Source organism: Hyphomicrobium sp. MC8b (assembly GCF_905067615.1).
Classification (GTDB): Bacteria; Pseudomonadota; Alphaproteobacteria; order Rhizobiales; family Hyphomicrobiaceae; genus Hyphomicrobium_B.
On the sequence record NZ_LR898465.1, the window covers coordinates 842,555 to 868,965 of the forward strand.

Here is a 26,411-nt window from a genome sequence, read left to right on the forward strand (position 1 = left end):
GCGACCTCCCTGTCAGCTCGCAAGCGCCCCCTTGTATGCCACTTTGATGTCGAAGGCTGCCGCGAGCAGCGCCTTGGTATATTCGTCTTGCGGCTTTTCGAAGATATCGCGCGCGGGGCCTTCTTCGACGACTTTGCCGTTCTTCATGACAATGACGTAGTTGCAAAGCGCGCGGACGACTTTGAGGTCGTGACTGATGAAGAGATAGGCGAGACCGTAGTTTGCTTGCAGCCTGCGCAGAAGATCGACGATCTGGGCCTGCACGCTCATGTCGAGAGCGCTTGTCGGCTCGTCGAGCATGACGAACTTTGGCTGAAGCACCATGGCACGGGCAATCGCGATGCGCTGACGCTGGCCGCCCGAGAACTCGTGCGGATAGCGATCCTGCGACGCTGGATCGAGGCCGACTTCCTTCAGTTCCGCGCCGACGCGTTCGCGCCGCTGCTCTTCGTCGAGTTCGGGGTTTTGGATCAGAAGCCCTTCCTCGATGATCTGGCCGACCGTCAAGCGTGGCGAGAGCGAGCCATAAGGGTCCTGGAAGACGATCTGCATTTCCTTGCGCAGCGGGCGCATCTGCTTGTTGGTCAAGGCGTCGATGCGTTTGCCGACGTAGGCGATGGGACCTTGCGATGAAATGAGCCGCAGGATGGCGAGGCCGAGGGTGGTTTTGCCGGAGCCGGATTCACCGACGACGCCGAGCGTCTCGCCGGCGCGAAGTTTCATCGACAGACCGTCGACCGCTTTCACGTAATCGACGGTTCGCTGCAACAGGCCCTTCTTGATAGGGAACCAGACTTTCAGATCGTCCGTCTCGACGACGACGGGGCGCGTCGGATCGGCGGCGGGCGGCATGCCTTTCGGCTCGGCATCAAGAAGATGGCGCGTGTAGGCGTGCTTGGGTGCGGTGAAGATCTGTTCGGCTTCGCCGGTCTCGACGATGTCGCCGTTGCGCATGACGTAGACGCGTTCGGCCATGCGGCGCACGATGCCGAGATCGTGGGTGATGAGCAGCATGGCCATGCCCATCTCTTTCTGAAGCGACTTCAGAAGCTCCAGAATTTGCGCCTGAATAGTGACGTCGAGCGCGGTGGTCGGCTCGTCGGCGATTAATAGGTCAGGTTTGTTCGCGAGCGCAATTGCGATCATCACGCGCTGGCGCTGGCCACCAGACAGCTCATGCGGATAGGCGCCGAGGCGCTTCTCCGGATCCCGTATGCCGACCTTCGTCAGAAGCTCGATGACGCGCTCGCGCGTTTTGGCTTCGGGCAGCATTTGGTGCAACTTGATGATTTCGCCGACCTGCTTCTCGATGGTGTGAAGCGGGTTGAGCGATGTCATCGGCTCCTGGAAAATAATCGAGATGCGGCGGCCGCGGATTTCGCGAAGGTCGTTGCCAGACATTTTTAAAATGTCGGTGCCGCCGAATAAAATCTCGCCGGTCGGGTGGGAGGCGGAGTTCGGCAACAGGCGCAGGATCGACATTGCGGAGACGGTCTTGCCCGAACCGGACTCGCCGACGAGCGCAACGGTTTCGCCCTTGTTGATGTGGAACGAGATGCCGTTGACGACTTGCACGAGGTCTTTGCCTTCGCCAAAGGCGACGGAGAGATTGCGCACGTCTACGAGGGGAACGGGATTTGCCATCAGCTTTTGGCCCTGAACGATTTGCGCGGATCGAGGGCGTCACGAACGGCTTCGCCGATAAAGATCGCGAGCGAGAGAATGATCGACACGGCAATGAAGCCCGAGATGCCGAGCCATGGCGCTTCGAGGTGCTTCTTGCCCTGCAACAACAATTCCCCGAGCGACGGCGAACCCGGGGGCATGCCGAGGCCGAGGAAGTCGAGCGCGGTCAACGCTGCGATGCCCCCCGACAGCTTGAAGGGCAGGAACGTCAGCGTCGCGACCATGGCGTTCGGCAGCAGATGCTTGAACATGATCTGCCAGTCGGACAGGCCGAGCGCGCGGGCGGCGCGGACGTATTCGAGGTTGCGGCCGCGGAGGAATTCGGCTCGGACGAGGCCGACGAGGGACGTCCAGGAGAAGATCATCAGAATGCCGAGCAGCGTCCAGAAGCCCGGCACGAACAGCGACGACAGGATCAGCAACACGAACAGCTCAGGGATCGAGTTCCAGATTTCGAGCAGGCGCTGGAAAATGAGATCGACGCGGCCCCCGAAATAGCCTTGCACCGCACCGGCCACTATGCCGACGGCGGACGAGACGATCGTCAGGATCAGGCCGAAGAGAACGGATATTCGGAACCCGTAGATGATGCGTGCGACGACGTCGCGGCCCTGATCGTCGAGACCGAGCCAGTTGGTGTTGCCCCACTCGTTATAGCGGGCGAGCTGGTCGGCGGGCGCCGGGCACAGCTTCAGCGACGAGGACCACGGCGGCGGCGCTGGATAGCCGAGGCAGACGCCGTTGTCGCCGATGCGGCCGGGATAGTCCTTGTTGATCGTCGAATACGAATAGCGGATCGGTGGCCACAACATCCAGCCGTTGGCGTTGATCTCGTTCTGGATATCGGGCGTGCGATAATCGGTGATGGCGAGGAAGCCACCGAATTTGTCTTCCGGATAGTCAACGAGCACGGGGAACAGGATTTCGCCTTTGTAGCTGACGATCAGCGGACGGTCGTTGGCGACGAACTCGGCGAACAGCGAGACGACGAACAGGATCGAGAAGACGACGAACGAGCGATAGCCAATTTTGTGCGCCTTGAAGCGTTCCCAGCGGCGTCGGTTGACGGGCGACAGCCGGAAGAGGCGTCGCCACCAGGACTTCTTGGCCTTCGCGGCTGGCGCTGCGACCGTCTCGGGTGTGTTGTCGGCGCGCTGGTCCATCGTCATACCTCGCGCGATTCAAAGTCGATGCGCGGATCGACGAGGGTGTAGACGAAGTCCGACAGGATTCCGACCAGCAGGCCGACGAGCGAGAAGATGTAGAGCGAGGCGAATACGACCGGATAATCGCGCTTTTCGATGCTTTCGAACGACAAGAGGCCAAGGCCGTCCAGTGAGAAGATCGTTTCGATCAGCAGCGCACCGGAGAAGAAGGCGCTGATGAAGGCCGACGGAAAACCCGAGATGACGAGCAGCATGGCGTTGCGGAAGACGTGGCCGTAGAGCACCTGGTTTTCGGTGAGGCCCTTGGCGCGCGCGGCGACGACGTATTGCTTGCGGATTTCATCCAGGAACGAGTTTTTGGTCAGGAACGTCATAGCGGTGAACGAGCCGACGGCCATCGCGATCATCGGCAGCACGAGGTGCCAGAGATAGTCGGTGATCTTCCCGAACAACGAGAGCTGATCCCAGTTGTCGGAGAAGAGACCGCGCGACGGGAACCACTGGAAGAACGACGAGCCTGCGAACAGGATCAGCAACAGAACGGCGAACAGGAAGCCCGGGATCGCGTAGCCGACGACGAGAACGGCGCTCGACCAGGTATCGAAAGGTTCGCCGTCTTTCACGGCCTTGCGGATGCCGAGCGGAATGGAAATCAGGTACGTCAGCAGCGTCATCCAGATGCCAAGCGAAACGGAGACGGGCAGCTTCTCCTTGATGAGATCGAGCACCGAGACGTCGCGGAAATAGCTCTTGCCGAAATTGAAGGTGAGGAAGTTCTTCATCATCAAATAGAAGCGCTCGGGCGCCGGCTTGTCGAAGCCGAACTGCTTTTCGAGGCTCTTGATGAAGGCCGGGTCGAGACCCTGCGCGCCGCGATATTTCGAGGTGATGGAATCGCCACCGCCGACGCCGAGCTGGCTGTTCATACCGCCGCCGCCGAGCGTATCGCCGCCGCCGCCGCCCATGCGACTGACGATGGAGGAAGATTGGCCCATCAGCTGCGCAATCATGCGTTCAACCGGTCCGCCAGGCGCGAACTGGATGATGACGAACGAAAACAGCATGATCCCGAACAGCGTCGGGATCACCAGGAGCAAGCGCTTTAAAAGATAAACGGCCATCACTGCTTCACTGGTTGTTGCGTGGAGTTCGGCGTCGTTTGCGACGCTTTCTGAGGCTCAGGCTTGCCGGAATTGAGGTCGGCGGCCTTCTTGGCATCGAACCACCAGGTATCCAGAACGCCGCTATCATACTTCGGCTGGACGGCTGGATGCGAGAACTTGTTCCAATAGGCGACCGAATAGAACGGCTTGTACCAGTGCGGCACCCAATAATGGCCGGCGCGCAGAACGCGGTCGAGGGCGTGTGTGGCCGTGGTCAGCTCAGCGCGGGATTTGGCGGCTATGACCTTATCGGTCAGGGCATCGACGACGGGATCGCAGATTCCTGCGAGGTTGAACGAGCCTTGGGCCTTGGCCGCCTCACAGGAGAGGAAGGCGCGCATATCGACGCCCGGCGTCAGGCCGAGCGAGAAGCGCTGTGTCGTGACGTCGAAATCGAACGACTTCAGTCGCTGCTGATATTGCGCCGGATCGACGAGACGCCAGTTGGCGTCGATGCCGATGCGCTTGAGATTCTCGACATAGGGAAGCGTGATGCGCTCGAACTGCGCTTCGAAATCTAGGAACTCGATGCTTAACTGCTCGCCCTTGGCGTTGCGCAGCTTGCCTTCGGCGTCGGGCTTCCAACCGGCGCTGATGAGCAGATCGCGCGCTTTCTTGAGGTTGGCGCGGTTGTTGCCGCTGCCGTCGGTGACGGGCGGCGTATAGGGCTCGCCGAAGACTTCCGGCGGCAGCTTGTCCTTATAAGGGTCGAGCAGGGCGAGTTCTTGCGGCGAGGGCAGGCCCTCGGCCTTCATGTCGGAATTTTCGAAGTAGCTCGTCGTGCGGCTGTACAGGCCGTAAAACAGCTTCTTGTTCGACCATTCGAAATCGAAGACGAGATCGAGCGCGGCGCGCACGCGCGGGTCTTTGAATTTATCGCGACGGGTATTGATGAAGTAGCCCTGCGCGCCGGATGGGCGGCGGTCGGGTAAAAGCGCTTTGATGAGACGACCGTCGCGAACGGCTGGAATGTCGTACTGCGTCGCCCAGCCGAGGCTTGAGAATTCCTCGCGGAAGTCGAAGTTGCCGGATTTGAGCGTCTCGAGTTCGATGGTGCGGTCGCGATAATAGTCAAGGCGGACCTCGTCGAAGTTGAAGCGGCCCTTGTTTACCGGCAAATCTTTCGCCCAGTAGTCGTTGCGGCGTTCATACGTGATCGAGCTGCCGGAGTTGAACGTCTTGATGCGATAAGGGCCTGAACCGAGCGGCGGCTTCAACGACGTTTCATCATAGGGGTTCGCCGTGTAGTAGGCTTTTGACAGCACCGGGAGCTGAGCGATAAGGATCGGCAGATCGCGGACAAGTTTGCCCTGGAACGTGTAGCGCACCGTCTCGGGATCGAGCGCCTCGGCTTTCACGACGTCGTGCAGGGGCTGCGAATATTGCGGCCGCGTCGCCATGCTTTTCAGAAGGCTAAGCGTATAGACGAGATCGTCGGCGGTGATCTGGGTGCCGTCTGAAAACTTTGCCTCGGGACGAAGCTTGAACGTCACCGACATGCGGTCGGGCGCGACGTCGGCCGTTTGTGCAACGAGGCCATAGACGGCGTCAGGTTCATCCTGCGCGCGGACCATCAAGCTGTCGAAGAGCAGATCGAGGTCCTGAGCGGCGTCGCCTTTGACGATGAACTGGTTGAAGCTGTCGAACGTATTTACGTCGCCAGTCCCCATCGTCACAATGCGGCCGCCCTTGGGCGCATCGGGATTGACGTAGTCGAAGTGCTTGAAGTCGGGCGGGTATTTCAATTCGCCGAAGATCGAGAGACCGTGGCGGGGCTCAGCCTGCGCCAGACCGCCATCGGGCATCGAAAACAGCAATGCCAGCGCGGCGAGAAATGAGAGCTTCGCTCCGGCCGCCGCGCGTGATCGGGTAGGTCGTTCCAACAGGGTCACTTTCCCTTCGCTGCCTGGACGGCTTTCGCCTTGTCCGCGTCGTACCACCAGACCTGAGTGAGAGCGGCGCCTTGTGACGGCAGTTTGTCCGGACGGCCGAAAACATCCCAGTAGGCAAGCCGGTCGTAGGGGTAATACCAGTGCGGGACGACGTAGTAGTTCCACAAGAGAACGCGATCGAGCGCATGGGTTGCGGCAACGAGGTCGGCTCGATCTTTCGAGAATACGATCTTGTCGATCAGGTGGTCGATCGCGGGGTTCTTGATGCCGATGGTGTTGCGGCTGCCGGGCTTGTCGGCGGCGGCAGAGCCCCAGAAATCGCGCTGCTCGTTGCCCGGCGAATTCGACTGGGCGAAGCTGTCGACGATGATATCGAAGTCGCGGTTGTCCTCGCGCTGTTTGTACTGTGCGTCGTCGACGTTGCGCACCGTCGCCTTGATGCCCATGGCTTCGAGGTTTTGCACGTAGGGCAGAATGATACGCTCGAACGTGTCGCCGTTGATCAGGAATTCGACCGTCATCTGGTCGCCCCTGTCGTTGCGCAGCACGCGCGCAGTCGAGCCCGCTGATAGGCCGATCGTCTGCATCGCCTTGCACCAGAAGCCGCAATGCGGATCGTTGACGGTTTCGCTGCGGATCTTCCAGCCGGCGTCCTCGAACAGTTTCAGCGCTTCCTGCTGGTGCTTGCGGAAGTCGCCTTCCTGGGCGTTGACCGGGTTTTCGTAGGTCGCCGTAAATACTTCCGGCGGCACTTCGGATTTGATCTCGTTCAGGATCTCAAGCTCGCGGCCTTGCGGCAGGCCCGTCGCCTGGAGATCTGAATTCTCAAAGTAGCTGCCGACGCGCTTATACAGATTGTAGAACAGCTTTTTGTTCGTCTCTTCGAAATTGAAGAGCAGGTTGAACGCGTGGCGGACGCGCGGGTCCTGAAACTGCGGGCGGCGAATGTTGAATACGAACGCCTGCATCGGCGCCACGCGCTTCACCGGAATGGCTTCTTTCTTCACCAGGCCTTTTTTCAGCGAGTCGAAATTGTACTGCGTCGCCCAGGCGTCGGCGCGGTTCTCGGACCAGACGTCGATGTTACCTATCTTGAAGTCTTCAAACGCCGGCGTGCGGTCGCGGTAATAGGTGAATTCGAGTGTGTCGAAGTTCATCTGCCCTTTCATCACAGGCAGATCTTTCGCCCAGTAGTCGGGCACGCGCTCGAACGTAATCTTGCGGCCGGTATCGACCGACTTGATCTTGTAGGCGCCGTTGCCGAGAGGCGCTTCAACCGTCGTGGCCGCGAGGCTGCGCTGGGAGCCATCGGCGTTCTTGCCGGTCCAGTAGGCCTTGGAGACGACATTCAGTTCACCGACGATCATCGGCAACTCGCGGTTGCCGGTCTTGTCGAAGGTGAATTTCACCTCGTGGTCGCCGGTCTTCTCGGCCTTGACGACGTTCTTGTAGTAGAAGGCGTAGAATGGATTGACGTTCTTGAACTGCTCAAACGAGAAGATGACGTCTTCCGGCGTAATCGGCGAGCCGTCGTGGAATTTCGCTTCGGGCCGAAGCTTGAACGTAACGGACGAATAGTCGGCCGGGTAGGAGGCGCATTCGGCGATCAGGCCGTATTGAGTCGAGGGCTCGTCAGGGCTCGGCGTAAACAGACTGTCGAAAATCAGACCCAGGCCTGCAGCCTTGACGCCCTTGTCGGAAAACGGGTTCAGCGTATCGAAGGTACCGTCCGCCCACTGACGGACCGTGCCGCCCTTCGGCGCGTTCGGGTTCACCCAATCGAAATTCTTGAAGTCGGGTCCGTATTTGGGTTCGCCGACGAGGGACAGTGCGTGATGGCATTGCACGTCAGCGGCTTTGGCCGTTGAGGCAGCACCGGCGGGAGCGGCGTCTGACGGGTTCGGCGTTGCCGGAGTGGTTGCGGCTTCCGCGGGTTTCGGCGCTTCAGCGGGGGCAGCGGCTTCCGAAGGCTTGGTGGGTTCATCGGCTTTCGGCGCATCGACCGGCTTCGGCGCGTCGTCGGTCTTGGGAGCTTCGGCGGGCTTTGGAGCGTCTGCGGATTGCGCCGCTGCGGCGGCCGGCGTCGCGGCGTCTTGCGCCTTTGCAGGGTTCGGGAGCGAAAAACTCGTGAACGCCAGCGCGGCAAGGATAAACGGCGTCAGGCGCATCTGCATATTCGACTTCGTCCCTTTCAAACTGTCACATTCCGGGGCCAGCTTAACACAGCCCCGGGCAGCGGGGACAAGTCGTGGGCCGGATACAAAAACGACCCCGCCAAAGAGCCGGCAAGGTCGCAAACTTTTGTACCCATAGCGAGTTAAAACGCCGTCATTTTGGCAGCGGAACGGGCGTATCTGCAAGGGTGGCGAGATAGGCGATGACGTCGGCTTCATCCTGCGGCGTCGGCAAGCCGTTGAACGTCATTTTTGTGCCGGGGATGAACGTCTTGGGGCTGTGAAGAAAATGCGCCAAGTCGTCGAAGGACCAGTCGCCGCCTTTTTTCTCCATCGCTGCCGAATATTTAAATCCGGGATATGAGCCTTTTTTGCGATTTACCACGTCCCACAGGTTCGGGCCGACGGTCGGCGTCTGGCCTTTTTCGGATACGTGACAAGCTTGGCATCTTTTGAAAATCGTCTTGCCTTTTTCGGCGTTCGCCTTGGGCAGAAGCGCGATGACCTCTTTGCCGCTGTCTTCGGCCGGAGCGGCAGCCGCCGCTGCACCGCCTGCGGGCGGCGTCGCCGTATCAGCGGGCGCGGCAGCAGGAAGCGTGAAACCCGGTTTCTCGGGCGTATGACCAACGGTCATCTCGATGATCGTGCGGGTTCCGAAAATCAAAAGCAGTGCAGACAGCACGGCCCCGGCAAGTTTCGTGAATTCGAAACTGTCCATCGTCATGTCTCAGCTCCTTGGACGGTCACTCCCCATGACGCGCAATTCAAGGTGACGAGATCGATTTGCGGTATATAAGCTCGGCCGCCCTGCAAGCACGTCGTCGTTTTTTGTAGGAACGTCGATAGCGGTATTGGGGCGATTTGTCACCGAACAAAAGAATTCGATCGCAGTGTCTCAAAAAACGCTCATCCTCATTCCCGCCCGCATGCACGCCACCCGTCTTCCCGGAAAGCCGCTTGCGGATATTCATGGCGCGCCCATGATCGTGCACGTCTGGCGACGGGCGATGGAGGCCGGTCTGGGGCGGGTCGTCGTCGCGACCGACAGTTCGGAGATTTTAGCGGCGGTTGAGCGGGCAGGCGGCGAAGCCGTTATGACGCGGGACGATCATGCTTCGGGTTCGGACCGGATTCACGAAGCCGTCACGACGCTCGATCCGGAGAAAAAAGCCCAGATCATCGTCAATTTGCAGGGCGATCTACCGACGCTCGATCCGGTGCTCGTCACCGATTGTGTCGCGCCGCTTGCTAATGAGGCGACCGACATCGCAACGCTTGCGGCGGTGATTTCGGAAGACGAAGAGCGCACCAATCCGAACGTGGTCAAAGTGGTCGGAACGCCGATCGGCGAGAACCGGCTGCGCGCGCTTTACTTTACCCGAGCCACCGCACCCCACGGCGACGGGCCGCTCTACCACCACATCGGCATCTATGCTTATAGGCGGGCGAGCCTCGAACGGTTCGTCTCGTTACCGCAAGCGACATTGGAAAAACGGGAAAAGCTAGAGCAATTACGGGCACTTGAGGCGCAAATGCGGATCGACGTCAGCGTCGTTGACACCGTTCCGCTCGGTGTCGATACTCCGGCCGACCTTGAGCGCGCCCGCCGCCTCATCGCGCCCTGACGTTTCTTTCCCGGACAACCGATCCACCATGACCAAAACAGCAGGTTCCGAAGCCGGAGCCCTCAAAATCTCGTATCAAGGCGAGCCGGGTGCGAATTCGCATCTCGCGGCCCGCGAAGTTTATCCGGATGCCGAAAGCGTCGCTTATCCGACGTTCGAGGATGCGCTCGCGGCGGTGAAGAACGGCGACGCGGACTATGCGATGATCCCGATCGAGAATTCGGTCGCTGGGCGGGTCGCGGACATTCACCATCTGCTGCCCGAGGCCGGGCTCTACATCATCGGCGAGCACTTCCTGCGCGTGCGCCATCAGCTCATGGCGAAGCCGGGCGCAAGCCTTTCGACGATCAAGCGCGTCATGAGCCATACGCAGGCGCTGGGGCAATGCCGGACGACACTTCGCAAGCTCGGTTTGAAGCCGGTGCCGGAAGCCGATACGGCAGGTTCGGCGCGGCTCGTCTCCGAGAGCGACGATCTTTCGACGGGCGCCATCGCGTCGCGCCTTGCGGCGGAAATCTACGGTCTCGAAATCATCAGGAGCGATATCGAAGACCAGTCCCACAATACGACGCGCTTCATAATCCTGGCGAAGGAGCCGGATGACGCCGAGCCCGGCAACGGCCCGGTGATGACGACGTTCCTGTTCCGGGTGCGAAACGTACCGGCGGCGCTCTACAAGGCGCTCGGCGGGTTCGCGACCAACGGCGTCAACATGACGAAGCTGGAGAGCTATCAGGAAGAGGGGACGTTCAACGCGTCGCGCTTCTTTGCCGATATCGAAGGGCATCCCGTCGACCGGCCGGTGCAACTTGCGCTTGAGGAACTGTCGTTCTTCTCGACCCAGACGCAGATCCTAGGCACCTATCCGGCGAGCCCCTACCGCAAGGAGGCGGCGGAGCTTGCGGCCAACGGCCTCGTCCCGATCAAGCGCGCCGAATAGCGCCGCTGCGCCGGAAGCGAAATTCGGCCGGTAAATCTGCGGCTTGCCTTGTTGTGGAGGCTGTTAGCTTCCGGTGCGGGGAGGGTTGTACTTTTTTGCCGCCCGGCCCATTATAGAAACGGGCTGGCGGCGGACGAGTTCGTCGCCAACCGGGTCAGGTCCGGAAGGAAGCAGCCCTAACGATCAGAAATCGGGTCGTTCGCCAGCCTCTTTACTCGCTCACGAGCGCAATTCGGATCGCAAGGGCGATCCGGCGCTCTCCGCGGGGGCGCGGCTTACCGCGGGTCGCCTTGCTCCCTCGCCCTTCGGGCGAAAGGTTGTTTCAGGGATCATGGCGAAAAAGAAATCGGAAACGTCTGACGGCGTCGAAGGTTCGGGAAGCACCGAGCCGGCGAAGCCCTATGTTGTGCTGGCGCGGAAGTATCGGCCCGCGACATTCGACGACCTGATCGGCCAGTCGGCGATGGTGACGACGCTGCGCAACGCGTTCGCGTCTGGGCGCATCGCGCAGGGCTACATGCTGACGGGCGTGCGCGGTGTCGGCAAGACGACGACGGCGCGTATTCTCGCGCGGGCGCTCAACTACGAAGCGCCGGGCTACGATAAACCGACCATCGACATGCCGGGCCTCGGCGTTCACTGCAAAGATATCATGGAGGGCCGTCATCCGGACGTGCTCGAAATGGACGCCGCCTCGAATACCGGTGTCGATAACATCCGCGAAATCATCGAAAGCGCGCAGTACACGCCACTCGTTGCGCGCACGAAAGTGTTCCTGATCGACGAGGTTCACATGCTGTCTAAGGGCGCGTTCAACGCGCTCTTGAAGACGCTTGAAGAACCGCCGTCGCATGTCCGTTTCATTTTCGCGACGACCGAAATTCGCAAAGTTCCCGTGACGGTGCTGTCGCGCTGTCAGCGCTTCGACTTGCGCCGCGTCGAGCAACCGGTGCTGGCTGAGCATTTCCAGAAGATCGTCGGCATGGAAAGTGCTGAAGCTGACGCTGATGCTTTGCAGCTTATCGCACGCGCGGCCGAAGGTTCGGTGCGCGACGGCCTTTCCATTCTCGATCAGGCGATCGCGATGGGCGAGGGGCACGTCACGGCGGCGAAGGTTCGCGACATGCTCGGCCTTGCCGATCGCGCGCGGATTTTTGATCTCGCCGAAGCGCTCTTCAAAGGCGATGTCGCGACGGCCATTCGCGGATTGGAATCGCTGCATCGTGACGGCGCGGAAGCGGCCGAGGTCGTGTCCGATCTGGCTGAAGCCGTGCATGCTATAGCGCGCGTTAAAGCTGTCGGCGAAGAGCCTGCGGGCGAAGCTCTGACGGCGGAAGAAAAGGCGCGCATCGCCGGTCTCGCATCTCGTTTGTCGATGCCGTACTTGTCGCGAGCGTGGCAGATGCTGGTCAAAGGTTTCGATGAGGTTTCGCGCGCGCCCAATCCGCGTGTCGCGGCCGAGATGGTTCTGATTCGGCTTGCGTACACGTCGGATCTGCCGACGCCCGATGAGTTGATCAAAGCGCTCGGCGGCGGGGCTGTTCCCGCGCGGCGTCCGGCATTGCCGGCCGGGGATGCTCCGGCCGGTCAGCGCGGTCCGCTCAATGCGCGCGTTGACGTTGCGGTCGCTGAAAACGATCAGGATGATCTCGGCGACCTCGGTGATCTGGGCGACGGCTTCGAATTCGACGACGGCGAGCCGATTGGCGATGCCGAGGGTGACGAAGTGGCTGCTCCGGCTGTCGCTGCCGGATCGATGAAGTCCGATCCGAGATCATTTGCAGACGTCGTAGCGCTCGCTGGCGAGAAGCGGGATGCGAAGCTCAAGTGGCACCTCGAAGACCATGTCAGCCTCGTCAAGTTCGATGCGGTGGCGGGTTCGATCGATCTTTTCCTGATGCCCGAGGCGCCGCCGGAACTCGCCAACGACCTTCGGGAAAAACTCAACCTCTGGACAACGCGGCGCTGGGTCGTTGTTCTTTCGAAGGATGCCGGTGCGCCGCCTATTGGCGTCGTGCGCCGAGAGCGCGAAGCTCAGGAGCTTGAATCGCTGAAAGCGCATCCGGCAGTGCGTGCGGTTCTGGAAGCTTTCCCGGATGCGAAGATCGCCGAGGTGCGGCGAATTGCTGGGCGCGAGACAGATACGGACAGCGAGAGCGAAGCCGTTTAAAACTTCAGGACGAATTCGGCTCTCTGCCGCGAGGACAATATGAAAGACATTATGGGTATGATGAAGCAGGTGGGCCAGATGCAGGCGCGCCTGAAAGAAATGCAGGACGAGCTGCAGAAGGCTGAGATCGAAGGCCAGGCGGGCGGCGGTCTTGTGCATGTGACGGTCGACGGCCGCGGCGAATTGAAACGCGTGCGGATCGATCCGAGCCTGATGAAGCCGGACGAGGTCGAGATCCTCGAGGATCTCATCGTGGCGGCGGCGACCGATGCCAAGGCGAAAGTCGATAATGTGATGCAGGCGAAGATGGCCGAGATCACGGGCGGTCTGCCGATTCCGCCGGGCATGAAGCTTTTCTGAGTTTTTTCTCGCCCGTCACCCTCGAACGGCGAATTTATGAGCCGTTCGGAGATCCAGCGTAAAACTGCCGAAGGCTCGATCCACTTTTGCGTCTTCGACGAGTCTTACGCTGGATCCCCGACCATCATTCGCTTCGCTCACTCGGTCGAGGATGACGGGTAAGAATTTTGAATTAAACCATGTCTCGCAAAACGGCAGGCCCTGAAATCGAACGGCTGGTGCAGCTTCTGGCGCGAATGCCAGGGCTTGGCCCGCGTTCGGCGCGCAAGGCGGTGCTGGCGCTCTTGAAGCGACGCAATGATCTCATGCTGCCGCTCGCCGACGCGCTTCAACAGGCCATCGCCAAAATCACCGAGTGCCCTGTGTGCGGCAATCTCGATACCGTGTCGCCTTGCAGCGTCTGCGCCGATCCGCGGCGCGATGCGAGTTTGATCGTCGTCGTCGAAGAGGTCGGCGATCTTTGGGCGCTCGAACGCGCTAGCATCGTCTCGGCGCGCTATCATGTGCTCGGCGGACACTTATCGCCCCTCGACGGCGTCGGGCCGGAGCGGCTCAATATCGCGAACCTCGTCGCGCGGGCGCAATCGCCAGATGTGAAGGAAATTCTGCTGGCCCTGAACGCCACCGTCGAAGGCCAATCGACGGCGCATTACATCTCGGATCAGCTTCAGAGTACCGACGTTACTGTTTCGCGGCTGGCGCAAGGTGTTCCCATCGGCGGTGAACTCGATTATCTCGACGACGGCACGCTGGCCGCCGCCTTCAAGGCCCGGCGGAAATTATAAGAACTCCGGGAGCGCGGACATCTCACCGCGGAAACGTCAGGCATATGGCGGAAGTCGAAATCGTCAGGCGCGGCGGTAGCGGGCCGAAGTTCGTCACGGGCTCGCTGTTGCGGCACATTCTGGCGATGACCGCTGCCGGTGCGCTCGGCCTGATGGCGGTGTTCGTCGGCGATCTTGCGAATATCTATTTTCTGTCGCGTATCGGTGATGACGCGATCGTCGCCGCCGTCGGCTACGCGAGTTCCATCCTCTTCTTCTCGACGTCGATCGGCATCGGGCTTTCCATCGCCGCTACGTCTCTGATCGCGCCGGCCCTTGGCGCGCAGCGGCGCGTCAGGGCACGGCGGTTGACGGCTAACGCGCACGTGATGGCGTTTGTTTTCTCAGCGATTGCGAGCTTGGCGCTGTGGTTCGCGATCGAGCCGTTGCTGCGGCTGCTCGGCGCCAGCGGGCGGACGCTCGATCTGGCAAGCTTCTATCTCGAAATTCTGCTGCCGACGCTGCCGTTTCTATCGCTCGGCATGACATCGTCAGCGGTGCTGCGCTCTGTCGGCGATGCGCGTCGCGCGATGAACGTCACGCTGTCGGGCGCGATCGTCAATACGATCTTCGATCTGATTTTCATTGTGCATTTCGGGCTGGGCATCGAAGGCGCGGTGTTGTCGAGTTTGCTGGCGCGGCTGGTGATGATGGTCGTCGGGCTGTGCGGCGTCGTCCGCGTGCACGATCTGATGGGACGGCCGAAGATCGCAACGTTGAAGCAGGACGTTGGACCCTATTCGCGGATTGCAGCACCTGCCGTGCTGACGAATATCGCACCGGCCGTCGGTAACGCCTACATTACGCACGCCATTGCGCCCTATGGCGATGCAGCGGTTGCGGCGTGGGCGATCATTGGACGGATCATTCCGGTGGCGTTCGGCGCGATCTTTGCGCTTTCCGGCGTGGTCGGACCGATCATTGGACAGAATTTCGGTGCGGGCTTGCGGACGCGGATGCGCGACGCCTACACGCTCTCGCTGCTGACGATGGCGGCCTTCACGGCAGTTGCGTGGCTCGGTCTTGCGGTCGCGGCCGACCCTCTGGCAAGGCTATTTCATGCAACGGGTGAGGTGCGTGATCTGATCGTTTTCTTCTGCCGCTGGCTGTCGCCGCTGTTCGTTTTTATGGGTGCGATCTTCGTCACGAACGCCGTCTTTAACACGCTGGGTCGGCCGCACGTCTCGACGATTCTCAACTGGGGCCGCGCCACGGTTGGCACTATTCCTTTCGTCGTTTGGGGCGGGAAGTTTTACGGCGCAGAGGGCGTGCTCGCGGGTAATTTGGTCGGGGGCGTCGCCTTTGGCTTAATTTCCATATTTGTAGGCTACCGTCTGGTTGCGCGCGTTGGGGAAACGCTGAGACTTTAGCGCGCGCGGCGTTGCACTTTCGGACGAGACGGTCCTAGATCGTGTTGGAAGAGTCGATTGCAGCGCCACGTTGAGCTAACGGAGAGCGGGTGTGGCTATTGCCCAACGCATTCTCGTGACTGGAGCGTCGGGTTTCATCGGACAGCATGTCGTCCGCGTACTGGCGGAGCGTGGCTATAACGTCCGGGCGGCGTCGCGGCACCCCATCGTATTTGACAGTCCTCGCGTCGAGGGCGTCGCCGTCGGCGACATGTCGCGATCGTTCGCCGCGGAATTCCTCGTTCGCGGCGTCGATGCCGTCGTGCACGCGGCCGGGCTTTCGGCGGCGCGGACCGATCTGCCGTCTGCGGCCTATACGGCTATCAATGTTGATGCAACGCGGCAGCTGGCCAGAGCCGCCCGTTCGGCGCGGGTGAAGCGCTTCGTCTTGATGTCGTCGATCCGAGCGCAGGTGGGCGTGACCTATCCTGGGCTCGTGACGGAGGCGACGCCGGCCGCGCCGACGGACGCCTACGGCCGGTCGAAGCAGGCGGCGGAAGCTGTCACGGCGCAGATGCTCGAAGGTTCGGCGACGCGTTGGACCGTGCTCCGGCCAGTGCTGGTTTACGGACCGGGCGTCAAAGGCAATATGGCGGCGCTGCTGAAAATCGCCGCTTTGCCGGTGCCGCTGCCGTTCGGCGCGCTCAAAGCGCGTCGGTCGCTGGTCAGCATCGGCAACCTCATCAGCGCGCTGCAATATGTTCTGCAAACCCAAACTGCTGAAAATGCCGCATTTATCGTGGCAGACCCGGAGGCTTTGGCGATGGCCGAGATCATCCGTGCGCTGCGGCGGGGGCTCGGGCGGCCGGAAATGCTGCTTCCCGTGCCGGACACATCGCTCGCCCGCCTGCTGCGGCTTGCCGGGAAGGGCGATTTCGCCGACCGGCTAACGGGTGATCTGGTCGTTGACGCGGCCCGGTTGCGCCGGATTGGCTGGGCGCCGCCGGAGACAACCGCCGCGGCGCTCGCGGCCTCTGTGGCGGCGCGGCAACCTGCCGGGGATCAGGTCTCGGAACGGTATAGAGACGCACGCCATTGACCGCGGCTGCGGCCTTTCATATGTCAGGCGCCATGGCCGTACTTCCCATTCTCACCATTCCCGATCCCGTCCTGCGCAAGATCTCAGATCCGGTCGAGCGCGTGGACGATGCCGTCGTCAAGCTGATGGACGACATGCTGGAGACGATGTACGCGGCGCCGGGTGTCGGCCTTGCCGCGCCGCAGGTCGGCGTGCTGAGGCGCGTCGTCGTGCTCGATACCTCGGACGAGGGCGAGCCGCCCAATCCGCTCGCCATGGCCAACCCGGAACTTGTCGCGCTGGGATCAACGACGCGGGTGCATGAGGAAGGCTGTCTGTCCATTCCCGACGTGCGGGTCGAAATCGAGCGACCGGCGGAAGTGACCGTGCGCTACATCGACCGAAACGGCAAAGAGCAGGAGCTTAAGGCCGACGGTTTGCTCGCGACCGCCATCCAGCATGAGATCGACCATCTCGACGGCCAGCTCATCATCGATTTCCTGTCGCGGCTGAAGCGCGATATGGTCATCCGCAAGTTCAAGAAGCAGTCGCGAAGCTAAGGTTTTGGTTGGCGCGTGCGACTGACCTCCGGTCAGCCGGCCGCACGCGCGAAATTTGGGTCGTCGATCGCGCCTACAAAAGAGTCCATATGCCATTGAAGATCGTATTCATGGGGACGCCGGATTTTTCCGTGCCTGTGCTCGATGCGGTCGTGGCGGCGGGGCATGAGGTTGTCGCGGTTTATAGCCAGCCGCCGCGTCCGGCGGGACGGGGCATGGCGGAAGCGAAATCGCCGGTGCATCGGCGCGCGGAAGCGCTCGGTATTCCAGTTCGTACGCCGGTGAATTTCAAAAGCGACGATGATCGCCAGGCATTTGCGGCGTTGCAGGCCGATGCGGCGGTGGTCGTTGCCTACGGCCTGCTATTACCGAAAGCGATCCTGGACGCGACACGGCTCGGCTGTTTTAACGTGCACGCCTCGAAGCTGCCGCGCTGGCGCGGGGCGGCGCCGATCCAGCGGGCGATCATGGCGGGCGATGCGGTAGCGGCCGTCAACATCATGCGCATGGAGCAGGGACTCGACACCGGGCCGGTGTGCCTCGGCCGCGATGTTCCCATTTCGCCGGAAATGACGGCAGGCGAGCTGCACGACATCCTGTCGAAGCTTGGCGCGGAACTTATGGTCGAGGCGCTGGGCAAACTCGAAGCGGGGACGCTCGCATGTGTGCCGCAGCCGGACGAAGGCGCGACCTATGCCGCCAAGATCGACAAGAGCGAGGCGCGGATTGATTTCTCGCGGTCTGCAAAAGAGGTCGCGGATCACATTCGCGGTTTGTCGCCGTTTCCCGGCGCGTGGTTTGAAATTTCGCTCGGCGGGAAGCCCGAGCGGATCAAGGTTTTGCTCGCGGCTGTTGTCGACGGTTCGGGTGCGCCAGGTACGCTGATCGACGACCGGTTGACCATTGCCTGCGGCAGCGGTGCGATACGGATCGTGAAGCTGCAGCGGGCCGGCAAGCAACCGATGGCGGCCTCGGATTTTCTGCGTGGTACGCCGGTTGCGGCCGGGACGCCATTTTCCCGTTAATGATATCCGACGTCCGGGCTGCAAAGACCAGCGCTTGAGGCTACAACCCAGTGGTTGGTAGCGGTGAGTGCGAGAATGTTTCGGCAGGTCTGCGTTGTTCTGGTTTTGACGGCTGCTTTTCCCGTCGCGGCCATGGCTGCGGACTTCGGAGCGCCGAGTGGGGCGGCTGGCAGACATCTCGTGCCCGGCGCTGACGTGACGATCGAGGCGGGCGTCAGGGTCATTCGTCCGGTGCCGTTCGATCCCGCGTGGGTGGTCGACGAGGAGACCGAGATTCCCGGCGGGGTCGTGTATCGTGGCGCTGCCTTCTACCGGGTTCCAGGTGTGCGAGCGCCGAAGGCCGTCCATAGAGCGAAGCCTCAAACGCCAGACAAGCAGAACGAAGAATAACTGCCGAACGTTGAGCCCGCGCTCCGGAACGGCTAGGGATGGCGCGACCATCCCTGAGCACCGAGTTTGAATGCCCCGCTATCGCATCACCATCGAATACGACGGAACGCCATTTGTCGGCTGGCAACGGCAGGCGCAGGGCCTTTCGATCCAAGGCCTGCTTGAAGACGCAATCCGCAAGTTCTCGCAAGAGACAGTCGGAGTGCGCGGCGCCGGGCGCACGGACGCGGGCGTGCATGCGCTGGGTCAGGTCGCGCATTTCGACTTGAGCAAAGAGTGGTCGCCGGGCCGCGTTCGCGACGCGATGAACTTTCATTTGCGTCCGCATCCGATCGGTATCGTTGCGTGCGCGGCTGTCGACGCCGAGTTCGACGCCCGTTTCAGCGCGATCAAGCGGCACTACAAGTATCGTCTGCTGACGCGCCGCGCGCCGCCGATCCTCGATCGTAACCGGGTGTGGTGGACGATGCAGGAGCTCGATGCGGGTGCGATGCACGAAGCCGCGCAAGTGCTCGTTGGCAAGCACGATTTTACGACTTTCCGCGCCGCGCAGTGCCAGGCGGCGTCGCCCGTCAAGACGCTCGACAGGTTCGAGATTTCCCGAGACGGCGATGAGATCGTCTGCACCGTGTCAGCGCGTTCGTTCCTGCACCATCAGGTGCGGTCGATGGTCGGGAGCTTAAAGCTCGTCGGCGAAGGAAAGTGGGCTCGGGCGGACCTCGCCAAGGCGCTCGCGGCGGCGAACCGGGAGGCGTGTGGGCCCGTCGCGCCGGCGTCGGGCCTTTACCTCGTCGCGGTCAATTATCCGCCCGCAAATGTCACGACGTCTTCGTATCCTCCGTCACCAGCGCCAGAAATTCCTGACGCGTGATCGCGTTGTCGCGGAAGACGCCGAGCATGCGGCTTGTCACCATGTCGGTTCCCGGCTTGAGTACGCCGCGCGTCGTCATGCAATGATGCTCGGCCTTGATTATGACTGCCACACCCTGAGGATGCAGCGCCTCTTCGATCGCATTGGCGATTTGGGCCGTCATTTTCTCTTGGATCTGAAGCCGCTTGGCATAGGCATTCACCACCCGCGCGAGTTTCGAAATGCCGACAACGCGGCCATTCGGAATATATCCGACCCAGGCGCGGCCGATGATCGGCGCCATGTGGTGCTCGCAGTGGCTTTCGAAGCGGATGCCGCGCAGCACGATCATCTCATCGTAGCCTTCGATTTCCTCGAAGGTCTTGTTGAGGATCGCTTCGGGATCTTCGCCGTACCCGCGGAACCATTCCTCGAAGGCCTTGGTGACGCGGGCAGGCGTCTCCTTCAGGCCGTCGCGGTCGGGGTCTTCGCCCGTCCAGCGGAGGATGGTCTTGATGGCGGATTCGACGTCGGCGCGCGTCGGCTTCTTATCTGAATTCATGAGAACACTGAGTTGTTGTGAGAAGACAGTCATACCAACGGGGGCAAACGAAGCGCCCTTATAGACCCATTGGATTTGAGACGGCAAACACCTGTTGCCGTCCCTTTAGATGGTGACCGATGGTCGGTTTGTCGACCCCGCAAGGCCGGACAAGTTAATTTGGCGCTTGCCGTGCCTTTTTAAGCCGATGGCGTGCCCGCCGCCGGGCTGTGCGGCGTTTGGTGCGGATCGGCATGCGGGTCTCTCCGCGGCGACAGTTTCCGGACGACGACGTAGAAGATCGGCGTGAAGATCAGGCCGAAGAGCGTCACGCCGAGCATACCCGCGAACACGGCTGTGCCGAGCGATTGCCGCATCTCGGCGCCTGCTCCTTCAGCAAAGACCAGCGGCACGACGCCCAGGATGAAGGCCAGCGACGTCATCAAGATCGGCCGCAGACGGGTGCGGGCAGCTTCGACGGCGGCGTCGACGCGGGACAGGCCGTTATCCTCGCCCTGTTTGGCGAACTCCACGATCAAAATGGCGTTCTTAGCCGCGAGGCCGACGAGCACGATCAAGCCGATCTCAACCAGGATATTGCGATCGAGGCCACGGATGTTCACGCCGATCATTGCCGCCAGGATACACATCGGCACGATCAGGATGACGGCAAGCGGCAGCGCCCAGCTTTCGTAGAGCGCCGCGAGCAGCAGGAACACGAAGACGACGGACAGGCCGAAGGCGTAGATTGCGGTATTGCCCGCAAGCTTTTCCTGCAGCGCGATTTCGGTCCATTCGAAACCAAAGCCTTGAGGTAGAACCTTGTCGGCGATCGCTTCCATCGTCGCGATGGCCGTGCCGCTCGAATAGCCGCGCGCAAGCTGAACCTGCACTTCGGCAGACGGATAGAGATTGTAGCGCGGCACGCGATAGGCGCCGGTCGTATCCTGGAAGGTCGCGACCGAACCTATCGGCACCATGTCGCCGTCATTGTTGCGCGTCTTCAGGTTGGAGACGTCGCGCAGCGACAGGCGATATGGGTTGTCGCCTTGCGCTGTGACGCGATAGGTGCGGCCCAGAATGTTGAAGTCATTGATGAAGGCCGAGCCCATATAAACCGAGAGCGTTTCGAACACACGGCTGATCGGAACGCCAAGCTGTTCGGCTTTGGTGCGGTCGATGTCGGCATAGACCTCAGGCGTCCGCACGTTGAAGAGCGTAAAGGCCTGTGTGAAGCCCGGCGTCTGGCCGGTGGCGCCGGCCATTGCCCAGGCTGCGCCTTCGAGCGCGGGCAGGCCGCGTCCCGCTTTATCCTGAACATAGCCTTTGAGGCCGCCGCCGGTTCCGATGCCGGGCACAGAGGGCGGTTCCAGCACGAAAATGAAAGCGTCCTTGAGGGTCGCCATTTGTTGGCGCAGGTCGGCAAGGATCATATCCTTGGTCAGGCCGCTGGCGATGCGCTGTTCGAACGGTTCCAGGCCGACGAAGACGACGCCGGTGTTCGGCGCGTTCGTGAATGTCGCGCCGTCGAAGCCGACGAATTCGACGGCGTTGGCGACGCCTGGCCGATGCATGATGATTTCTGAGGCGCGGCGCACGACTTCATCGGTACGCTTCAAGGTCGAGCCCGGCGGAAGCTGGAAGACCGTGATGAAGTAGGCGCGGTCGAGCTGCGGGATGAGACCCGTCGGCGTCGCCGTTAACCGCTCATAGGTGACGTAGAGCAGGCCGGCGTAGACGACGAGCAGAACAGCGGCGACGCGGATCAAGTTGCGGGTCAGCCAAGCGTAGCCATGCGACAGCGTGCTGAAGGCCCAGTTGAAGCCGGCGAAGAACCAGCGCAGCGGCGCACCGAGGATTGTCGCAATGGGATTGCGCTTTTCATGCTCTCCGGCGTGCGGTTTCAAAAGCAGCGCAGCCATGGCGGGCGAAAGCGAGAGCGAGACCATCAGCGAAATTGCGGTCGAAGCGGCGATAGTAATGGCGAATTGTTTGAAGAAGGACCCCTGCAGGCCGGTGATGAAGGCGGTCGGCAAGAAGACGCCGATCAGCACCAGCGAGATTGCAAGCAGCGCGCCGCCGACTTCATCCATCGTCTTATGAGCGGCTTCCTTCGGCGTCATGCCTTGGGCGATGTAGCGCTCGACGTTTTCGACGACGACGATGGCGTCGTCAACGACGATGCCGATGGCCAACACCAAGCCGAACAGCGACAGCGTGTTAAACGTGATGCCGACGAGGCTCATGATGAAGAAGGTGCCGACCAGCGATACGGGGATCGCCAGGATCGGGATGATCGCCGCGCGCCATGTCTGCAAAAACAGGATGACGACGAGGACGACGAGCACCAGTGCTTCGATGAGCGTGTGGATGACGGCGTCGATCGAGAACTGGATGAATTCTGTCGGGTTATAGACGACTGCATAGCCGACGCCCGGCGGGAAGCTCTTCTTCAGGTGCTCCATCTCGGCCTTGACGTTGGCCGCCGTCGCGAGCGCGTTCGAACCCGGCTTCTGGAAGATGACGAGGGCGGTCGCGACCTTGTTATTGAGATAGGCGTTGACGGTATAGTCTTGCGATCCCAGCTCGACGCGGGCGATGTCGCGGATGCGAACGACCGAGCCGTCCGGTTCAGCATGCACGACGATATTTTCGAACTGATCCGGCGATGACAGACGTCCGAGCGTCTTGACGTTGATCGTGAATGCGCCGTCGGATGACGCGGGCGGCTGATTGATCGAGCCTGCCGCAACCTGCAAGTTGGCGGCCTGGAGTGCCGAGACGACTTCACCTGCAGTCAGGCCGCGAGCTGCGACCTTGTCGGGGTCGAGCCAGATACGCATCGAGTAGTCGCGGGCGCCGAAGACCTGGACGTCGCCGACGCCGTCGATGCGGGTCAGCACATCTTTGACGTAGAGCGTCGCGTAGTTCGAAATGTACTGCTGGTCGCGCGTGCCGTCAGGCGAGATCATGTGCACGACCATCATCAGGTCGGGCGAGGCCTTGCGCACAGAGATGCCGAGCCGGCGTACGTCTTCCGGTAGGCGGGGCTCAGCAACCGCGACGCGGTTCTGGACGAGAACCTGCGCCTGATCGACATTGGTGCCCGGCTTGAAGACGACGTTGATCGTCAACTGGCCGTCGCCGGTCGATTGCGAGTTGATGTAGAGCATGTCGTCGACGCCGTTGACTTCCTGCTCGATCGGCGTGGCGACGGTTTCGGCGATGACTTGGGCGGACGCGCCGGGATACGTAGCGTGCACGGCAACCGTCGGCGGCGCGATGTCGGGATATTCTGCGATGGGCAGAAACCGCATCGAGATCAAACCGAGGATCGTAATGATAATCGAGACGACTGCAGCGAAGATCGGCCGGTCGATAAAAAAGTGAGACAGACGCATCGGGCCCTATCGGCGTTGGAAGCTTCAGACGGAATGCTCGTTCAGGCGCGGCGGCGCAGATCAGTTCTGCGCCGTCTTCTCGGGCGGTTTGATCGCACCGGTCGTCGGCGCAACTTTCGTTCCCGGCCGAATGGCGGGGTTTGCGACGCCTTCGATCACGATACGGTCGTCCGGCTTCAGTCCAGAGGTGATGACGCGCAAGCCTTCGTACATCTGGCCGAGCGTCACCGGCGTGGCGGTGACGACGTTGTCGGCATTGACGGTATAAAGAATTTTGCTCGCCTGATCGGAGATGATGGCATCGTCGGGAACGAGAAGCGCATCCGCGTCGCCGCCATAAACGGCGATGCGGGCGAAAAGTCCCGGCGTCAGCAGATCGTCTTTGTTAGACAGAACGGCGCGGCCGCGGATGGTGCCTGATCGTTGATTGAAGGCATTGTCGATGAAGTCCATCGTGCCCTCGTGTGCCCAGTCCTTTTCGTCGGCGAGTTTCACGCGGACGGGAACGGGCGCGAGGCGGGATGCGGGAAGCACGCCCGACTTCCGCTTGCGGGCATCGCGCATGTAGTCGGCTTCGGAGGTGTCGAAGACAAAGTGGATAGGGTCGGTCGTGACGATGGTCGCCATCAAGGTCGAATTGACCTGACCGCCGATCACGAGGTTGCCGACGTCGATTTTCTTGTCCGAGACGCGGCCGGAGATCGGAGCGCGCACTTCCGCCCATTCCAGATTGAGCTCGGCCGATTTGAGATTGGCCTTTGCCGACATCACCTGGGCTTCGGCGACGCCGAGGCTCGATTTGCGCTGCTCGTAGACCTGTTCACTCAAGACTTTCGTTTCGACGAGCGGGCCGGCGCGTTCGAGATCGGCCTTGGCAAATTCGACCTGGGCCTGCGTGCGCGCGACATCCGCTTTCGCGGCTTCGACGGCGATCTGGAACGGCCGTTTATCGAGCGTGAAGAGGAGATCGCCCTGTTTTACGATCGTGCCTTCCTTGAAATTGACCTGATCGACGTAGCCGCTGACGCGCGGGCGCAGCTCGACGCGGGCGACGGCTTCGAAGCGGCCGGGAAATTCGTCCCACGTCTTGATGTGCTTCGCGATCGGGGGCGCCACGGTGACCGGGAACGCCGGTGGCGCGCTCTGCGCGCTTGCAGATTGGGCGTTGCTTGCGATGAAGGCCATCGCGGCCAGCACGGACAAGGCCGAGCATCGAGGCTTAAGCCTCACAAGGGCGGTGGTCGTCGTCATTTTTTCAGAATCCACAGGCGAGAATTTTCCACGGCGCGCCGACGCCAGTGGACAATAGTACACCACATGCATTCCGACGATCCGAAATTCAATGATGTTGACCATCATTGTGGCCCATCTCATTGCGGGCAAAGGGCATTTCGCCCCGAGATAGTGGCCATAAAGCCTCGATCGAATGAGAGGCTTTCAAAACTTGGATTTCAGTAAGCCGCTCAATCCCAGTAGAAATGCCGCGATCGTTTGCAGGCTGTATGAAACTACGACACGAAAATAACGAAGGCGCATGCAGGTTTTTTGCCTGCATACGCCGTCTCGTTCCAAAGTACGATTTTCGAGCTAAAGCAGCGTGCCCCTGAGCACGAGCATGGCGACGCTGAAGTAGATCATCAGGCCGGTGACATCGACGAGCGTTGCGACAAACGGGGCTGACGCGCTCGCGGGGTCGAAGCCAATGCGTTTCAGCAGAAACGGCAGCATTGCGCCGGCCAGCGAGCCGAAGGTGACGATGCCGATGAGGCCGAGCCCAACGGTCAAGGCGACGAGCTGCCAGTGCGGGCCGTAGTCGAAGATACCGATCGTCTGCCACAGCGAAATGCGCGCGATGCCGATGATGCCGAGGATGGTGCCAAGCGTAATGCCCGTCGGAATCTCGCGGATGGCGACGCGCCACCAGTCACGCAGCCGGATCTGTCCGAGCGCGAGCGCACGAATGAGAAGCGACGTCGACTGCGAGCCGGAGTTGCCGCCCGAGCTCATGATCAGCGGAATGAAAAGCGTCAAGACCACCGCTTTTTCAAGCTCGTCGGAATAATGCTGCATCGCGCTCGCTGTCAGCATTTCGCCGAGGAACAAAGCGCAAAGCCAACCGGCACGCTTCTTGATCATCTCCAGGAAGCTGATTTCCAGATACGGCTCGGCGATGCCTTCGACGCCGCCGAACTTCTGCACGTCTTCGGTACTCTCATCGAGGATGGCGTCGATCACGTCATCGACGGTGACAATGCCGAGCACGCGGTGCCGGGCGTTGAGAACCGGAACAGCGAGAAGGTCGTGGATCGAGATCAGCCGTGCGACTTCTTCGCGATCGGTGTCGGGATCGACCCAGATCGGATCGCGATCGGGCGCGACATCCAGAATGGGCTGATCGGGTTCGCCGGTAATCAACTGGCGCAGCGTGACGGTGCGCACGAGGACGCGCGACGCAGGATCAATAACATAGATCGCATAGACGGTTTCGCGTGTGTGCTCGACCTCGCGGATCAGCCGCAAGGTGTCGGCGACCGTGAAGGTCGAGGGGACGCTGACGAACTCAGTCGTCATGATGCTGCCGGCGGTGCCCTCATGGTAGGCGAGCAGCAGTTTCAGGGATTGGGCGGTCTCGAAATCGAGAAGCGACAGCAGCTTCGTGCGGTCGGTACCGTCGAGCTGACGCAGGAGGTCGGCCGCGCGGTCGGCGGACATGCCGGTCAGGACCTGGCCTGCAAACTCCTCTGGGAGTTCGAGGATCAGGTCGCTGGCGCGAGACAGCTCGGGGCGGTCGAAGATTTCGACGACGCGGTCGAGCGGAAGCTGCGACAGAATTGACGCAGCCGTTTCGAGGTCTTCCTCATTGAGCTGAGCGACAATGTCGGCGTCGTGCTCTTCGAGCAACTCGACCAGAACGATCGGGTCGACATCGTCGCCCGATGCTTTGCGGATATTTTCCATGGCTCACCTTCCGATCCGCCGTCGCACGGATCGCGGGAGCCGACCCAACGGTCAGTCCACGAGCCTCGACGGCCGGGGCAATCGACTACTGTCGCTAGACAAGGGTTGGGTTCCTTCGGATTCACGGCGCCTTAAACGGGGGCGACCGCGCGGTTCACATGAGCCGTTCGGGAGTAATAGTCAAGATCAACACGTTCGATCTTTTGGATTTTTACCTCGGCCGGACGGCCAGGGTGATGGCTGACAGCAGAATTATGGA

General features: G+C 61.3%; 21 protein-coding genes and 1 other RNA gene. 12 read left to right on the top strand and 10 right to left on the bottom strand.

Going from position 1 to position 26,411, the window contains the following annotated elements; all coding sequences use genetic code 11:
* Positions 1-12: 12 nt before the first annotated feature.
* The 6 genes from ACLB1Z_RS04035 to ACLB1Z_RS04060 all read right to left on the bottom strand — a co-directional run bounded on the left by ACLB1Z_RS04035 (position 13) and on the right by ACLB1Z_RS04060 (position 8,805).
* A complete protein-coding gene (locus ACLB1Z_RS04035; protein ID WP_409562147.1) occupies positions 13-1,644 on the bottom strand; it encodes an ABC transporter ATP-binding protein in 1,632 nt (543 codons plus the stop codon).
* Positions 1,644-2,855, bottom strand: a complete 1,212-nt coding sequence (locus tag ACLB1Z_RS04040) for an ABC transporter permease (protein ID WP_409562148.1) — start codon at positions 2,853-2,855, stop codon at positions 1,644-1,646. The genes ACLB1Z_RS04035 and ACLB1Z_RS04040 overlap by 1 nt, the downstream gene beginning before the upstream one ends.
* Positions 2,852-3,973 carry a microcin C ABC transporter permease YejB gene (locus ACLB1Z_RS04045; RefSeq protein ID WP_409562149.1) on the bottom strand — a complete coding sequence of 374 codons (1,122 nt, stop codon included), beginning with the start codon at positions 3,971-3,973 and terminating at the stop codon, positions 2,852-2,854. The genes ACLB1Z_RS04040 and ACLB1Z_RS04045 overlap by 4 nt, the downstream gene beginning before the upstream one ends.
* Positions 3,973-5,907 carry an extracellular solute-binding protein gene (locus ACLB1Z_RS04050; RefSeq protein ID WP_409562150.1) on the bottom strand — a complete coding sequence of 645 codons (1,935 nt, stop codon included), beginning with the start codon at positions 5,905-5,907 and terminating at the stop codon, positions 3,973-3,975. The genes ACLB1Z_RS04045 and ACLB1Z_RS04050 overlap by 1 nt, the downstream gene beginning before the upstream one ends.
* Positions 5,904-8,081, bottom strand: a complete 2,178-nt coding sequence (locus tag ACLB1Z_RS04055) for an extracellular solute-binding protein (protein WP_409562151.1) — start codon at positions 8,079-8,081, stop codon at positions 5,904-5,906. Before ACLB1Z_RS04055 ends, ACLB1Z_RS04050 begins: the two co-directional genes overlap by 4 nt.
* A 154-nt stretch (positions 8,082-8,235) precedes the next feature.
* Positions 8,236-8,805, bottom strand: a complete 570-nt coding sequence (locus tag ACLB1Z_RS04060) for a c-type cytochrome (protein WP_409562152.1) — start codon at positions 8,803-8,805, stop codon at positions 8,236-8,238.
* Between the two features lie 202 nt (positions 8,806-9,007).
* On the opposite strand from ACLB1Z_RS04060, the gene ACLB1Z_RS04065 reads away from it, so the two are divergent.
* From ACLB1Z_RS04065 to truA, 12 genes are all read left to right on the top strand, one after another.
* Complete coding sequence (locus tag ACLB1Z_RS04065) at positions 9,008-9,706, top strand: 3-deoxy-manno-octulosonate cytidylyltransferase (RefSeq protein WP_409563226.1); 699 nt, start codon at positions 9,008-9,010, stop codon at positions 9,704-9,706.
* Positions 9,707-9,734: 28 nt separating this feature from the next.
* Complete coding sequence (locus ACLB1Z_RS04070) at positions 9,735-10,646, top strand: prephenate dehydratase (RefSeq protein ID WP_409562153.1); 912 nt, start codon at positions 9,735-9,737, stop codon at positions 10,644-10,646.
* 118 nt (positions 10,647-10,764) lie between these two features.
* Positions 10,765-10,860, top strand: an RNA gene (gene ffs / locus ACLB1Z_RS04075) — signal recognition particle sRNA small type.
* 117 nt (positions 10,861-10,977) lie between these two features.
* Positions 10,978-12,816 carry a DNA polymerase III subunit gamma/tau gene (locus tag ACLB1Z_RS04080; protein ID WP_409562154.1) on the top strand — a complete coding sequence of 613 codons (1,839 nt, stop codon included), beginning with the start codon at positions 10,978-10,980 and terminating at the stop codon, positions 12,814-12,816.
* A gap of 39 nt (positions 12,817-12,855) precedes the next feature.
* Positions 12,856-13,176: a YbaB/EbfC family nucleoid-associated protein gene (locus ACLB1Z_RS04085; RefSeq protein WP_409562155.1), complete on the top strand. Its 321-nt coding sequence runs from the start codon at positions 12,856-12,858 to the stop codon at positions 13,174-13,176.
* A 179-nt stretch (positions 13,177-13,355) separates the two neighbouring features.
* Positions 13,356-13,961: a recombination mediator RecR gene (recR, locus tag ACLB1Z_RS04090; RefSeq protein ID WP_024275366.1), complete on the top strand. Its 606-nt coding sequence runs from the start codon at positions 13,356-13,358 to the stop codon at positions 13,959-13,961.
* Positions 13,962-14,005: 44 nt separating this feature from the next.
* Positions 14,006-15,370, top strand: a complete 1,365-nt coding sequence (locus tag ACLB1Z_RS04095; protein WP_409562156.1) for an MATE family efflux transporter — start codon at positions 14,006-14,008, stop codon at positions 15,368-15,370.
* 91 nt (positions 15,371-15,461) lie between these two features.
* Positions 15,462-16,448, top strand: coding sequence for an NAD-dependent epimerase/dehydratase family protein (locus ACLB1Z_RS04100; protein ID WP_409562157.1), 987 nt, complete (start codon positions 15,462-15,464; stop codon positions 16,446-16,448).
* A gap of 32 nt (positions 16,449-16,480) precedes the next feature.
* Positions 16,481-16,987, top strand: coding sequence for a peptide deformylase (gene def, locus ACLB1Z_RS04105; protein WP_024275369.1), 507 nt, complete (start codon positions 16,481-16,483; stop codon positions 16,985-16,987).
* Between the two features lie 89 nt (positions 16,988-17,076).
* On the top strand, positions 17,077-18,012 hold the full coding sequence (gene fmt / locus ACLB1Z_RS04110; protein WP_409562158.1) for a methionyl-tRNA formyltransferase: 936 nt from the start codon (positions 17,077-17,079) through the stop codon (positions 18,010-18,012).
* 75 nt (positions 18,013-18,087) lie between these two features.
* Entirely contained in the window at positions 18,088-18,402 is a 315-nt protein-coding gene (locus ACLB1Z_RS04115; RefSeq protein ID WP_409562159.1) for a hypothetical protein, read from the top strand.
* A 70-nt stretch (positions 18,403-18,472) separates the two neighbouring features.
* On the top strand, positions 18,473-19,273 hold the full coding sequence (gene truA / locus ACLB1Z_RS04120) for a tRNA pseudouridine(38-40) synthase TruA (RefSeq protein ID WP_013946285.1): 801 nt from the start codon (positions 18,473-18,475) through the stop codon (positions 19,271-19,273).
* On the opposite strand, the gene folE is transcribed toward truA, so the two are convergent.
* The 4 genes from folE to mgtE form a co-directional block, all read right to left on the bottom strand.
* Positions 19,221-19,814, bottom strand: coding sequence for a GTP cyclohydrolase I FolE (folE, locus tag ACLB1Z_RS04125; RefSeq protein WP_024275372.1), 594 nt, complete (start codon positions 19,812-19,814; stop codon positions 19,221-19,223). The genes truA and folE overlap by 53 nt on opposite strands.
* Before the next feature lie 179 nt (positions 19,815-19,993).
* A complete protein-coding gene (locus tag ACLB1Z_RS04130; RefSeq protein WP_409562160.1) occupies positions 19,994-23,194 on the bottom strand; it encodes an efflux RND transporter permease subunit in 3,201 nt (1,066 codons plus the stop codon).
* A gap of 60 nt (positions 23,195-23,254) precedes the next feature.
* Complete coding sequence (locus ACLB1Z_RS04135; RefSeq protein WP_409562161.1) at positions 23,255-24,445, bottom strand: efflux RND transporter periplasmic adaptor subunit; 1,191 nt, start codon at positions 24,443-24,445, stop codon at positions 23,255-23,257.
* 336 nt (positions 24,446-24,781) lie between these two features.
* Positions 24,782-26,152: a magnesium transporter gene (gene mgtE, locus ACLB1Z_RS04140; protein ID WP_409562162.1), complete on the bottom strand. Its 1,371-nt coding sequence runs from the start codon at positions 26,150-26,152 to the stop codon at positions 24,782-24,784.
* Positions 26,153-26,411 lie beyond the last annotated feature (259 nt).

What these genes read in the sequence shown, in the direction of transcription:
- ACLB1Z_RS04035 (WP_409562147.1), bottom strand. Translation starts at nt 1,644, where the DNA reads ATGGCAAATCCCGTTCCCCTCGTAGACGTGCGCAATCTCTCCGTCGCC.
- ACLB1Z_RS04040 (WP_409562148.1), bottom strand. Translation starts at nt 2,855, where the DNA reads ATGACGATGGACCAGCGCGCCGACAACACACCCGAGACGGTCGCAGCG.
- ACLB1Z_RS04045 (WP_409562149.1), bottom strand. Translation starts at nt 3,973, where the DNA reads ATGGCCGTTTATCTTTTAAAGCGCTTGCTCCTGGTGATCCCGACGCTG.
- ACLB1Z_RS04055 (WP_409562151.1), bottom strand. Translation starts at nt 8,081, where the DNA reads ATGCAGATGCGCCTGACGCCGTTTATCCTTGCCGCGCTGGCGTTCACG.
- ACLB1Z_RS04060 (WP_409562152.1), bottom strand. Translation starts at nt 8,805, where the DNA reads ATGACGATGGACAGTTTCGAATTCACGAAACTTGCCGGGGCCGTGCTG.
- ACLB1Z_RS04065 (WP_409563226.1), top strand. Translation starts at nt 9,008, where the DNA reads ATGCACGCCACCCGTCTTCCCGGAAAGCCGCTTGCGGATATTCATGGC.
- ACLB1Z_RS04070 (WP_409562153.1), top strand. Translation starts at nt 9,735, where the DNA reads ATGACCAAAACAGCAGGTTCCGAAGCCGGAGCCCTCAAAATCTCGTAT.
- ACLB1Z_RS04080 (WP_409562154.1), top strand. Translation starts at nt 10,978, where the DNA reads ATGGCGAAAAAGAAATCGGAAACGTCTGACGGCGTCGAAGGTTCGGGA.
- ACLB1Z_RS04085 (WP_409562155.1), top strand. Translation starts at nt 12,856, where the DNA reads ATGAAAGACATTATGGGTATGATGAAGCAGGTGGGCCAGATGCAGGCG.
- recR (WP_024275366.1), top strand. Translation starts at nt 13,356, where the DNA reads ATGTCTCGCAAAACGGCAGGCCCTGAAATCGAACGGCTGGTGCAGCTT.
- ACLB1Z_RS04095 (WP_409562156.1), top strand. Translation starts at nt 14,006, where the DNA reads ATGGCGGAAGTCGAAATCGTCAGGCGCGGCGGTAGCGGGCCGAAGTTC.
- def (WP_024275369.1), top strand. Translation starts at nt 16,481, where the DNA reads ATGGCCGTACTTCCCATTCTCACCATTCCCGATCCCGTCCTGCGCAAG.
- fmt (WP_409562158.1), top strand. Translation starts at nt 17,077, where the DNA reads ATGCCATTGAAGATCGTATTCATGGGGACGCCGGATTTTTCCGTGCCT.
- ACLB1Z_RS04115 (WP_409562159.1), top strand. Translation starts at nt 18,088, where the DNA reads ATGTTTCGGCAGGTCTGCGTTGTTCTGGTTTTGACGGCTGCTTTTCCC.
- truA (WP_013946285.1), top strand. Translation starts at nt 18,473, where the DNA reads ATGCCCCGCTATCGCATCACCATCGAATACGACGGAACGCCATTTGTC.
- folE (WP_024275372.1), bottom strand. Translation starts at nt 19,814, where the DNA reads ATGAATTCAGATAAGAAGCCGACGCGCGCCGACGTCGAATCCGCCATC.
- ACLB1Z_RS04130 (WP_409562160.1), bottom strand. Translation starts at nt 23,194, where the DNA reads ATGCGTCTGTCTCACTTTTTTATCGACCGGCCGATCTTCGCTGCAGTC.
- ACLB1Z_RS04135 (WP_409562161.1), bottom strand. Translation starts at nt 24,445, where the DNA reads ATGACGACGACCACCGCCCTTGTGAGGCTTAAGCCTCGATGCTCGGCC.
- mgtE (WP_409562162.1), bottom strand. Translation starts at nt 26,152, where the DNA reads ATGGAAAATATCCGCAAAGCATCGGGCGACGATGTCGACCCGATCGTT.